Raw genomic sequence first — 12,255 nt, 5'->3', positions numbered from 1 at the left:
TGTCACTACTTTTATATATATTTTGTGGTAAATTTCTCCGCAAATTGACTTATTTAAACGCTAGCGTTAAATTTAAATAGCAGTACTCTCATATTCTTATCTAAAAACTAAAATCCCCTCTCTGGAGATGAATATGTCAAAAACGCTTACAGGCTTCTCTGAAGTCAAACAAAGAATATTGAAGGAAGTAAGTAAAGGAAACAACACATCAAAGGTGATAAGTGATGCCTTAGGGAAGGACCGGGAGTTGGTTTGTGTGATACTACTTCGGTGCTATAGACAAGGGCTTGTCGATCGTGATAAAAAACACATTGAAGAAAGCAAGAAACCGATATACGAGTACATTATAACTGAAAGAGGTAAAAAACGATTAGAATATTACGTAAGTAGTGAGGAACAAGTAAAAGGTGTTGCTTCTAAGGAACTTAAGCCGTATTTCCGTGTTATTGCAAAAAATATGAAAGAAATAGAGGCAATTCTCAAAGTACTTGCTACAGAAGAGAATGAAAAAAATCGAGCGAAACAGATAGCGGTAATCCACGAATTTAACGACAACACACTTGAAAATCTAAAAATAATAAGGGATTTAAAAGTAAATCTCGAGCTACAGTATTAATTATGACTGTTCTATTACTTTTACAGGTTTGATATTGAGTTTATTCGCCATTGCATTTATGACAGGTACGAATTGTTTTGAGAACTGTTTTAAACTGACGCCAACGAGTTCTATGCGTTTATCTAATGACTCAATGACTTCTATAAAACTTCCCTTCGTATCCTGCAAGAGTTTATCTACGACTGTCGATTTGATGTGTTCCAAGTCTACAGTCCCTACTTTTCCAGCTAAGTATGTGGCAACAAGTTTTCTCGGCATTGTTATCGAGTCAATGTTCACTTTGTCGATCATTGTTTGTTGTTCATTTAGTTCTTTTGTCAATTTCCGTCCCGCCTCTAATCTCTTTTTACGTTCATTCATGATTTCCTGATTGGCATTAGCGATCTCCCTCGAATAAATAGACTCAAGTTTATGCACCGCGAGTTCATTCTTTGCCAATAATGATTTATTTTTGATTTCCACCCACGGCTCAATTATATTTGTGTCGTCTTTTTCGTAGATGTCAGCAACTTCCAAGAACTTATTTCCGTATTTATCTTCTTCAAGAAATTTACCTAAAGTTCCTCTACTTAGTAAATATTCCACTACACGCCATCCACGTCTGAGTTTTAATTTTTTCCCGTTTGGACTGTACTCGATTAAGGTAGTCCAATCGGTTTCACATAAGCCATGTTCATTTCTGTACTGTATTAGGAGAGGATCTCCCCTAAATTTCATTCTTAGGTAAATTAATACCGCAATAACCGTTGGTATTCCTACCAAGACCCCGCATAATGTATAGAACTGTTGTGGGGTCATTGTAATAAATTGCACGTTTACATTCCTCCTAAAGTTTTTTATTAGCGAATTGTGTCCAAAAATCTTTTTTTAATCCCTCTAAAATACGGGATTTTTGAATTTCGTGAACTGTTTCTGAGATACCACTTCCCTTCAAGATCGATAATATCTCTTCTGAACTCTGAGGTTTGAACCCTTCGACTACAATTGGGAGACCTGTCTCATCGCCAAGAATTAGTGTTGGAGTTCCCTCGAATCCTGCGGCCAGGAACTCCATAAGATGTGATTCTTTCCCTATGTCCAACATAATGAACCTGATTTTGTTATTGCGGCAGTATGTTTTTACATCAGTGAAAGCGGCAGACTCGATAAACTGCATGCAGTGTTCGCAGCTGTGATGAAAATAGTACTTGAGTGTGCCTCTAAAAAATAATGATTTTCGTGTCATACTTTTCGCTCACCAATCTACCAATTCCTACATGAATACTTAGGTAGTCACGAATGAAGGTGCACAACCTACCCCTGTCAAAAGCAAAATTGCGATATACGACACCTATAGATGCCCTCCGTTGTCATATACCAATTTTCCCTTATCAGTGAGGGAAAGCCGAAAGGTACGACTCTCTCTATCTCTATCTATGCATCCCTCTTCCAAGAGGAACGAAACTTGTTGTCGGATAGTTCTTTCGTTGTACGTCATTAAATCTTTCAAATCGCTTTGTAATAATCCTTGTTCGTTTTCATCACGTTCAACTAACATTTTAAGCAGTTGGAACGCGGAGTCAGGGATCTTTTTTTTCTCTTCTGTTACTTCACGTCCTTTGCCATTCATTTCAATACATCGGATCGTTCCTGAACCTGCGAAAAGACCGTAATGAACTTCATTTAATAGTTGTTTCATTTGATGGGGATATACACCCATTACCGCACTGCTGGCGTAATCAATTTGTTTCGATATTTGGGCAAGTCTACCCAATGCTCGCATGATAGGATGAATTTGCTGTGGCTCTCGTTTGATAATTTCTCTTGCACGTGCCGATGTTTCAAGAATACCAAGTGCTTCAGCGCAAATTTGTGCGGTAGCATACATATACGTCGAAAAAACAGTCATTGCGTCAATATACGTCAATTTCTGACACGCATCGGCAAAATCGGGATCAATAGCCGAAGGTTTAATCAGACTTACCATCATATTAATATAGTTGAAAGCGGCTTTACGCATTCTTTCCCAGAGTGGAAGCGAGTCATCGATCATTTTAGGTTGTGTCGGCTGTTTAACATCATCAGACGCGATGGCTTCTGTTTTTGGAGCCTCACTCTTAGTTTCCGAAGCCATAGTCTCACCCCAAAGTAGGTAAATTCGCTATAGTCTCTCTTTGTTGTTTATCAATGACTCGAACAAAAAAGCCGTCATCATCCATCTGTGTGACAGCGAGGATTTTTTCATTTTTTGTAAGCTTATATCGTTTTCTAAGTTCAGCGGGTAAATAAAGTAGGTCTTCGTTCACTATCGTTAAAGTTGGTATTCCATACAATTGCAACCTCATAAACACCCCATAGCGGAAAATGTATGTTTCCTGTATAAGTAATCCTCACAATTTATATATAAAAACATGAGTATCAAAAACCAATAACCAATACCAAAGATTTGATTCTATGATTTCAGAACCTTGGAAGAACAAAATGACTAAGTCTTCTACTATCAAAAAGTGGAAGGAAAATGTCAATGCGGTTTCTGAAGAGGACTTTAACGTCAGTATAGCTGCCACTGATTCTGTCGAAATGGACAAGAATTGGGCAGACGGACTTATCAAAGTACATAAATCAGAATATGGTGCCCCATGGGCAGCTGCGATCTGTCGAATAGACGGATTACCACAGGACGTCAGAGACGCATTTGGTTGCATCGATGTCAAAAGGACCTGGTAGCGTTACTTCTTTTGGTTTGGTTTTAAAAAAAACGAAAAATGTGGAGGAAAAACTATGGTAATTTCTGGCCCTTGGAAGGCAAAAATGACAAAAAAATCCACGATTGCAAAGTGGAAAGATAATGTCGCCAATGTTACCGAAGAGGACTTCCTTAACGACATCAATGCCACCGACACCGCAAAGATGGACAGAAACTACGCTAAAGGTCTGAAAACTGCTGGACCTGACGCTTGGAAAAATGGTATTTGCAGTATAGAAGGTCTTCCAAAAGAAGTTTCTGACGAATTTGGTTGCAAATAAGCCGAATTTGACTTCACTAGATACAGAGCACCCCGCACCCTTTTTTTACTTTAAATTAGGAGGTCTAAAAGTTGGTTCAATGGCGAGGAGACAAAACTCATAACGGTCACGGCAGAGACATCGTTGAACGCGGTGATCAGATTTGTTTCATAACAGAGGACGGTAGGGAAAAATGTTATCCCAAAGACGAATTCGCAAAAGTGCTCGAGGAAATGGGTACTTTTGATAGCCCACTTGACGTAGAGATCGCACGTATCAAAGAACAGAAGAACCTCCCAAAAGACGTATAGGAGGTTCAATATGTTATGACTGCACTACGCGGCGTTACCTACATAATTGCGACAGTACTGATAACTTGCGGTATTTTAGCCATATTTATTACGCCTTATCTTTTTGCTAGTATACTTATTATGGCAATTGGTTTTGTCACACTCTTGCTGGCATTTAAGATGGACAATGTGGCAGGACTCGGCGCAGGATTACAACGACTCCTTGTAAAATCATTATTTTTAGCGTATTTTCACCAGATCTTAGTTTTAGCAATAGGTGCGGCTATCGGCTTTTTCATCGGTGCATTAATTGTATTAATCAGTGGAGGTAGCGCAACCACAGGCAGTTTCTTTGGATTCGATGTCATTACAAGTGTTGCCGCCGCGTTTTCGACTGTGTTTTCTGCTATCATCGCAGATCTACTAGAATCCCGTAGAAAATGAGTTTAGCACGCTTTTTTGTGCCTTATCTGAACCGTACCCGACTACTTAAGTAATTTGAAAAAAAATGGAGGAAATTTGGAAAATGGCATTTGGTATATCTTTTAAGAAATTTACTAGAAAGGTCTTTTCTAGCAGAAGAACAGCAGAAATCCAAAACATGGTTAATAATGTGTTTTATTTCTACGCACTAGCTGTAATTGTTGTGATCACTTTATTCTTGGTGACAATATTTGCTGACATCAGTTTCTTGTCTGGTATTTCGCTTGGAACATTCCTCAAGACGTTTTATGCGTTCGGAATAGTTGCGATTATATTTGAGATGATTCTGAACTTTCAGTATTTGCGGGGCTATCATATCGTTGCTAATCTTGCAATCATTCTTCTTCTGACGTTCATAGTAGCCAATGGACTTGGGGCACTCGCAACAATGTCCATGACCGACTCTAATGCTATGGCATATCTGAGCCTCACACCGTTATCTTCCGCCACTTACACCGAAACTGACATTATACAAACGATTTTGACCGCGCCTAAAATGATGATCGGTGCGATATGTGGCATGACGGCACTTTTTGCATACGCAACAGGTAGACGAAAAGCCGCAGGAATGGCCATGATCCCCTTCATCATCATCGTGGTTAGTCTGTTTTTCGGCTGGATGCCGCCAGACGACACGTTTGTTGGGGCACCATTGAATCTTGGCGAAATGGCAGGTTGGATCGAAGCGTTTACAGTTGGACTCTTTGCAGTAGTTCCGATAGGACTCGGAAAAGCCATTATTAACGCCACAAGATAACCAATAGTGATAGTGGGGGCTTATAATCTATGAAACGTACAGCAAACTGGACCTCAACAGCAGTTGTTTCTACGATTATAGTGCCTTCTATCGTTCTTGGGATCTTTAGGCAATACATTTTTCTTATTGGATTTCTCGGTTTTTTTTATTTAGCAGTTCTTTTAGCAACACAAAAGGGCTATAAGTATTTAGCGATCCTTTGTGTTGGCTACGCGATTCTATTTGGTGTTTTTATTGGCACAAATAAAATGTCCATGATGGACCTCTCTATCTCAAGTACAAACACAGAAGTAGAACTTGATTTTGATATAAGTCAAGTGGGAACTATTTACACGGTTACCGTATCTGACGTGACTCCAGAATTGGTTGATTCAATTGACGACAATGAGTTACCAAAAGATAACGATGGAGGCGCGGAGTATCAAATACAAGTATTCGATATAGACGACAATAGTCTCTACAAAAGTGACAAAATTAAAATTGATGACGGGAGCTTCACGGCAGTTCTCTATTTTCAAGATAAAGATTTGAAGAACGCTGACTTTTACGGGAAAATCTATCTTTGGTACGGTAGTTCTGAAACGTATGATAATTTTCAATGGAACGCTGAGGAAGGCGAAGGAGGGCGAGGCTTACCAGAAGGCGTAGAGGACGTCGATCAAAGTCCTGATGCAGGCTACGAATGGAAAGGTTATCCAAACTTTTTCGAGTGGATCATGCACCCAGATCAAGTACATGAGTTCATCGCATTTGTGACCGTCCTTCTTGCGTTTATATTCTTTGCATTGAGTTTTGTCATAGGCACCGATCTACTTGAAACACTCGCAAAAATTAGCGGGTCATTCTTTATTGCTGGCATTGTCATAATGCTTGCTGCACCTGCAACTTTTACTGCTGGGATCGAGTGGGCGGATTGGTTTCCTCCTGTATCACAATACGTCGCATTAATTTTCGCACTTCTTGAATGGTTTACAGCGTTTGGAATACCAACTCTGATCTGTATAGGGCTCATCATGGCGATAAGTTACACAGACAAGTATGGTGTGCGTTCTGCTGTGTCAGAACGAATAAATGATACCGCTGGGAAACTCGGTGTGGGGATCAAGAAAGTAGTGACCAAAAAGGCACAAACCCCCCCTGAGCGCAAGGCAGGTGGTAGTTCACTTGCTTTTATGGTATCAAGAAGTCGCTCTTCTGGTAGTTCCTCGAGAACTACAAGAGCACGTATTTCAAGAGGCGCAAGTCGTGTTTGGAAGAACCTAAAGAGAACATTTAGGCGAAGATAATTTGCGCCTCAGTAATTGAACCTACCTAAGTAATTAGAAACAGAAAAAATGGAGACTATGGGAAATGGCAAGAATACGACGAAAAATAAGTAACGCCTTAGAAATTACACACTTAGGCGTATTCACAAAAGATTACAAAAAAACATTTTTTGAAATACTCATTCTTATTGCCATTGTAGACATCATTCTCTACGCTGCGCATATCATACCGTTTTATCTATCGTTCTACGGCATGATCGGTCTCTTTATCACTGGAACTATTGCACGGACTTTTTACAATTTTTCACAACAAAGTCCACTAGGAATGCTACTCAATATCGTTGGTATGATGTTAGGCGTACTTGTTGTTTTAGACCTAGATCTACAGATCGCAAGTATGTTTGGCTACCAAGAACAGCAAGTCACACTTTCTTTGGCGTTTGTAGATGTTCCCGCATCATTACTAAATTCCACGCTTTTTCCACTGCTCTTACTTGTCTTTGGGGCGAGTATGGCTCTGGTATATTTCGGAAGAAAACTTGTTGCGATGATTATAATAATCATGACCGTAGGAGTGACGTTCTGGCTCCTGCTTGGAGAATTAGTTCCGCCTGAACAAATGTTTACCGTTGCGTATGGTGCTAACGCTGTTGTAGCGGAAATTGTTGCTATTTTGAAACTCGTTGCACTAAATCTAGTAGGGATGTATCTGGTATTTCTCCGCAAGGAAATGGGGTAATTTTAAATGTGCACATGGGCAAACTCTGTAAACCAATTATTTACGGTCGTAGGAAATGACGAAGGGATTTGCATATACCACGTTTTAGCACATAAGCCCTTTGAGTTTGTCTCTCTCAAATTAACCAAGAGAGATAAAACTAGCGTATTTCTTTTTTTTGTGTGGCTCAATGGCAGGCAGAAACTAAAACTGAAAACCTATTGTGAGGTAGGCAGATGAGGATAAAACTACAACGCTTAAAGAAAAGTCATATAGTAACTATGCTTTTTCTGTTTGTTATGGTATGTAGTATGCCCTTTATATTACCTGCTAATCTGCAAACAGATGCGTCACAAACTACTACTATGCCTGATTTCACATTAACAGAGCCTAACAATAGATATAATCCTGAGTTTAAAATAAGAGCCTTAGGCAGTGGTTACACACCTGGTAGTGAATATTATTACGTTAATCCTGGAGATGGGGATAATTGGACTGAAAATAATGCTACTCAATGGGAGAACGTGAATAATGTTACATTAATTGATGATGCCTTAATTAATCAAGTAGGTAGTTATTCAATAAAGGCAGTACATAGAGGTTTTAATTTCACAGATTTAGGCGCACTAAACTCAACAGTTTATATTGATGCAGGTTTAGGAACACAGGCAGGTATATTTGATGGTACAAATGAGATTTATTACGGTACTGGAGATGCTTTAGAGCCAAAAGAACTTTCTACAGGAGTAGGGTATGGTACTGGTTATGGGCGATTATATAAAGTAAATGTTTTTACTGGTGTAATTACTAATATTGCGCTACCAGCTGAATCTACAGATGCCTGGAAATGTGGCGCAATTGTTAAATTGGGAGATTATCTGTATTTTACTACATCAAAAAGAGTGGGGAATGGTTGTAACCACTACTGGTATAAGTTAGATTTATCAGATGACTCAATAGTTTCATTAGGCTCTGGTGGAGAAACTGGTATTGCTTTAGATCGAATTAATTGTGCGATGTATGATGGATCTCAATATATTTGGTATTTCATAGAAAACCGTAATCTTGGAATGAGCAGTTATTGGAAAAGACTTGATACTACTTCTGATACTTTAACGGGTAAAAATGAAGCTGGGGGATATATTACAAGAGTATTCGGTATGCAAAGAGTGGGAGGTTATATCTATTTCTGTGGTATAGAACGCTCTACCATGTACAGGGGCAAAGGATTAATAGTAAAAATGAATATGACAAATAGAGCAGAGTCTATAGTAGATATGTGCGAAGATACAGTACAATCTCCTACTGGTACATGGTTTTCAAAGACAATGAACAGAGGGATTATTTATGTGACTTTGACAGGCTCACATAAACTATATGCTCTTGATACAAGCACGGATACATTAACTACTTTGGGTGATTCTGGTAAGCAGTTATATAATCTCTATTTTGATGGGCGTTTTGTATGGTTTGGAACTAATGATGATGATGCTGAGCCTGATGAGGCGCGCATAGGGTATTATAATCCGAGTGCTGATAGTTTTACCTTTATTAACACATTTACAGGTTCTAATGTATGTACTGGTGGAGCATTTAGTTTAACTAATAACTATCTTTATTTTTCTTTAAGAACTGCCTCAGGTGTTTATATTTATGAATTATCTTTAACTGATTATATTTTTCCTGATGAGGGAACAGAAGGGAATGCTGATCAATACACCATAGACCAATATAGTTTTGATGGTGAGATAAGTGATGAGAATGTGCCTACACAAGTTGGTAGTTATAGTCTTAAATGTAATAAAACAACAACTACAGATTTTGTTGCAATTCGTGAATTATCTACATCCTTTTACTGGGGTAACTTTACTGGTTTTAGTGTAGAGATTTATCGTACAAGTGCAACACATACATACTCCGTTGTAAGATTTTATGATTCGGATGATTACTATAATCCGAATATGTATTTTACAATTAATATTTCTGCTCAAGACATAGGAACGTGGCAAACGTATGTAAGAGTTAAAGCAGATGGAAATCCTGGTAATGGTGGGCTAACAGATTCAGATTTAGTTACTCATCATGCCTTTACAATGCATAGCTCTTATATGGCTCAAAATGATGTAGTTTATTATGAGAATTTAGTCATTGATCTGATCCAAAGAAATCGTGAGTTTTATTATAACTCAGCAAAAAATCTGAATCTTGATTGTGAGAATAGATATGAGGATTTAAATTTCAGAATAAGACAAGATAATGAAACTGCTGATCCTCAATTGCGTTTATATGATGATGATTCAAATTACTTTTACAGAACAATTGATATTTCAGCAAACAATACATGGCAAACTGAGGCAATTGCAGTAGGCTCAGGTAGTACAGGATGGAGTGTACAGGGCTCTCCTAATTGGTATGACATTGATTGTATTGGAGTTTATTATACTGCATCCCAATCAAATATAACTGAAACATTCATAGATAATCTTTATTTAGATTCTTCGCGGATTTTTGAGGTAGATACATCTTTAGGTGCTATTGGTTCTGCTACAATAACTCCCTCTTACACTACAGGGATAGATGAAACTGATCTTATTGCTGTAGATGGAGATTCGTTTACTGCGGTATGGGATACAGATCATTGGGATCTCTCAGATGTAGAGGTAGGTATTGATGGCAAACTTGATTTTAGCATTTCATCAGATTTTGAAGGGCATAATACTACGTTAAGTTTCTCCAATTGGTTAGAGGATAAAGGAGTTTCTATTTCTAATATAGATCCTTCAAATAATGAGAGGGTAGGGTATGAAACTAAAACAGTAAAATGTACTGTTACACAATTAACTCTAACTGCTGCTAATATCTCATCAGTAAAATTTAGATATACCTTTGAGAATCCTGTAAATCAGTATGAAATTTATTCTAAATGGATAGAGATGAGCCTAGACTCAGGAAATAGCACTTTAGGAAACTATAAAGGCAGTTTTGAGGTAAACAGCACGTTTTTTGATGAGGATGATGATTATAAACTACAGATCAGAGCAGAAAATACTAATGGGCTCACAGAAAAAGAAACAATAACATTCTTCGCAGATTCTACCCCTGAGAGTGGACTTCAATTAGGTTCACTTCACGAACCTGAAGAAGTAAAGTGTGGAAACGTCACAGAAGATCTTATGTTTTGGTGCACTGCAACGATTCACGAATCACAATTGGTCTATACCAAGACGTTAAGCAATTCATTCAAGGAAAAACTAGGTGACGACTTTGACTTAGTTACTGCTGTTGCTGTAAGCACAAAGAATGTGACTAACTTAAAGTTTAAAGAAGAAGGGTCTAAGTGGAAACTCACACTTGAATTCGACGAAGCACCTACCGAAGACGCTTCCTTCAAAATCTATTTCTATGAAACTGAACCAGAGGTTTCTAGTCCCGCTGTGGTAAACGCTGATAATAACAAAGCCGTCTATACGATGGATATAGACACTCAAATAGCACGCGAGAATGTCTCTATTATTGGAATCGACCTGCCTTCAATACGAAAACTATATTGGGCGGGTTACACTACAGACAGCATAAAATCATGGAAAATATACACTGACAGCAAATTACAGAACGAAATATCCTCTGCTGCAAGTGCAACTCTTTTAGACTACTTAAGTAATGAAGAAAGCGGATATTCAGTTGAATTTATGCCTAATGGTTACGAAGGAACAATTAGCATTTATGGCATCAATATAGAACCCGATCAAACACTGTATTTGGTGGGATATGTCAAAGAAAAGACTTACACGCTTACAATAGAGCCTTTTATCTACGCTTTAAGTATTTCAATAATAGGCATAGTTGTAGTTCAAAGTACGAAAGACATGTCGCCTGTTAAGAAATTTTATCAGAAATATGCGTTCTATGTTTACATAGCGATCTTCGGTGCTGCTGGCGTAACGCTTTGTGTATTTCTATTTTTACCTCAATTTGGAGGAGTTTTGTCACTTACCGACCTATCTGAATGGTCTGTAACATTTAGAAAACCAGCAATTAATTTAGCAAGTCCTGTATTTGCGTTTGTACCAATCACAGTTGCAATTGTTGTGATCCTGTGGAGTCATGTCGCTAAGGCGGGTCCTGTTTATGAGTCTTACAGGAAGAACGAATTCCAATGGCACATCGGACTTATTTCAGGTGGGGGTCTATTCTCGCTATTGATTGCTGTTGCAGGATCTATCGGTGCTTTAAATGTAGCAGAGGCACCAGTAGAAGTGCAAATGCTCACTCAATTCGGTGTCTATGGGTTCTTTACATTCATCGTAATCTTTGGAATCATACTGCTTAGGTACTTCAAAGGTGACAGGAGGAGATTTCGTTGATAACTAGAGAGGCTATTACTGAAGATATTGTAATCAGTGCGGCAGATTACGTTATCGCTATGGGGATACTGATGTTTACAATTGGTTTCGCCGTCTTAACCTATCTCCAAATTTTTCTTTTTTATAGTTATGCGATTATCTTTTCAGCGGTTGCCGCAGTATATGCATTTTATTCTTACAAAAGTGTGCGAGAAAAGAAAGCCAATTTTATCGTGGGTATTACTTTAGGCGTCACTATTGTGATATTTACGAACGTGATCTTTAGTTATGTGCTCGCACCTTTTCAAAACACTCTTGGTCTGTCAATAGTAGACACAGAAAGCCCGCTTTATGGGATTTCTGTATCCCCAACGTCAGAAATCTTGTTATTAGAAAGTACGCAAACCTTATCTTCAATTGAAGGGTTTTTTGTCAGTATAATGTTCCATGTTTGTTTGATCGCTCCGACTGAAGAACTTTTTTTCAGGTATGCGTACCCTGAGCCTATCAAGTGGGTTCTGCAACGATTTCTTAAGTTTGATGAAACAACGGCGTATGCGATTGCGTACGTGATTTCATCGACACTATTCTTTGGAATTGCGCATAGTGTAGCGTACGCCTTCAATGCAATTTTACTCATGTTTACAGTTGTAGCAGGAATAGAACTTGCTGCGATCAGAACAAAGTATGGACTCTATGCATCAATCTGGGTTCATAGATTAAATAATATACTCTCGAAAATGTTTGCGCTGATGTCCCCCTGAATAGATTTGCACCACCTAAGCCCCCCAGTGCTTT

The 12,255-nt window shown here is 38.4% G+C and carries 14 protein-coding genes; 10 read left to right on the top strand and 4 right to left on the bottom strand.

All coding sequences use genetic code 11. The annotated features are described in order from the left end of the window. Positions 1 to 133 precede the first annotated feature (133 nt). Positions 134 to 616, top strand: a complete 483-nt coding sequence (locus QVB70_RS15125) for a hypothetical protein (protein ID WP_287587967.1) — start codon at positions 134 to 136, stop codon at positions 614 to 616. On the opposite strand, the gene QVB70_RS15120 is transcribed toward QVB70_RS15125, so the two are convergent. From QVB70_RS15120 to QVB70_RS15105, 4 genes are all read right to left on the bottom strand, one after another. Further along, positions 617 to 1,429, bottom strand: a complete 813-nt coding sequence (locus tag QVB70_RS15120; protein ID WP_287587964.1) for a hypothetical protein — start codon at positions 1,427 to 1,429, stop codon at positions 617 to 619. 13 nt (positions 1,430 to 1,442) lie between these two features. Further along, on the bottom strand, positions 1,443 to 1,841 hold the full coding sequence (locus QVB70_RS15115) for a hypothetical protein (RefSeq protein ID WP_287587961.1): 399 nt from the start codon (positions 1,839 to 1,841) through the stop codon (positions 1,443 to 1,445). Between the two features lie 105 nt (positions 1,842 to 1,946). Next, entirely contained in the window at positions 1,947 to 2,729 is a 783-nt protein-coding gene (locus QVB70_RS15110; protein WP_287587959.1) for a hypothetical protein, read from the bottom strand. A gap of 4 nt (positions 2,730 to 2,733) precedes the next feature. Beyond that, positions 2,734 to 2,940 (bottom strand): hypothetical protein, encoded by a 207-nt coding sequence (locus QVB70_RS15105; RefSeq protein WP_287587957.1) that lies wholly within the window; start codon positions 2,938 to 2,940, stop codon positions 2,734 to 2,736. Between the two features lie 136 nt (positions 2,941 to 3,076). Between QVB70_RS15105 and QVB70_RS15100 the strand changes: the two genes are divergently transcribed. The 9 genes from QVB70_RS15100 (at position 3,077) to QVB70_RS15060 (ending at position 12,221) form a co-directional block, all read left to right on the top strand. Next, a complete protein-coding gene (locus tag QVB70_RS15100; protein WP_287587955.1) occupies positions 3,077 to 3,322 on the top strand; it encodes a hypothetical protein in 246 nt (81 codons plus the stop codon). Positions 3,323 to 3,376: 54 nt separating this feature from the next. Beyond that, complete coding sequence (locus QVB70_RS15095) at positions 3,377 to 3,622, top strand: hypothetical protein (RefSeq protein WP_287587952.1); 246 nt, start codon at positions 3,377 to 3,379, stop codon at positions 3,620 to 3,622. Positions 3,623 to 3,693: 71 nt separating this feature from the next. Then, positions 3,694 to 3,912, top strand: a complete 219-nt coding sequence (locus QVB70_RS15090; protein WP_287587949.1) for a hypothetical protein — start codon at positions 3,694 to 3,696, stop codon at positions 3,910 to 3,912. 15 nt (positions 3,913 to 3,927) lie between these two features. After that, positions 3,928 to 4,335 (top strand): hypothetical protein, encoded by a 408-nt coding sequence (locus QVB70_RS15085; RefSeq protein ID WP_287587947.1) that lies wholly within the window; start codon positions 3,928 to 3,930, stop codon positions 4,333 to 4,335. 82 nt (positions 4,336 to 4,417) lie between these two features. Beyond that, positions 4,418 to 5,131 carry a hypothetical protein gene (locus QVB70_RS15080; protein WP_287587944.1) on the top strand — a complete coding sequence of 238 codons (714 nt, stop codon included), beginning with the start codon at positions 4,418 to 4,420 and terminating at the stop codon, positions 5,129 to 5,131. Positions 5,132 to 5,160: 29 nt separating this feature from the next. After that, complete coding sequence (locus tag QVB70_RS15075; protein ID WP_287587941.1) at positions 5,161 to 6,417, top strand: hypothetical protein; 1,257 nt, start codon at positions 5,161 to 5,163, stop codon at positions 6,415 to 6,417. Between the two features lie 64 nt (positions 6,418 to 6,481). Further along, positions 6,482 to 7,135: a hypothetical protein gene (locus tag QVB70_RS15070; RefSeq protein ID WP_287587938.1), complete on the top strand. Its 654-nt coding sequence runs from the start codon at positions 6,482 to 6,484 to the stop codon at positions 7,133 to 7,135. A gap of 215 nt (positions 7,136 to 7,350) precedes the next feature. After that, complete coding sequence (locus QVB70_RS15065) at positions 7,351 to 11,478, top strand: hypothetical protein (RefSeq protein ID WP_287587934.1); 4,128 nt, start codon at positions 7,351 to 7,353, stop codon at positions 11,476 to 11,478. Beyond that, positions 11,475 to 12,221 (top strand): CPBP family intramembrane metalloprotease, encoded by a 747-nt coding sequence (locus QVB70_RS15060; RefSeq protein WP_287587931.1) that lies wholly within the window; start codon positions 11,475 to 11,477, stop codon positions 12,219 to 12,221. Before QVB70_RS15065 ends, QVB70_RS15060 begins: the two co-directional genes overlap by 4 nt. The last annotated feature ends 34 nt before the right edge of the window (positions 12,222 to 12,255 follow it).

Source organism: Candidatus Borrarchaeum sp., assembly GCF_019058535.1.
In the GTDB taxonomy this organism is placed as follows: Archaea; Asgardarchaeota; Sifarchaeia; order Borrarchaeales; family Borrarchaeaceae; genus Borrarchaeum; species Borrarchaeum weybense.
This window is presented reverse-complemented; position numbering and strand designations above follow the sequence as displayed.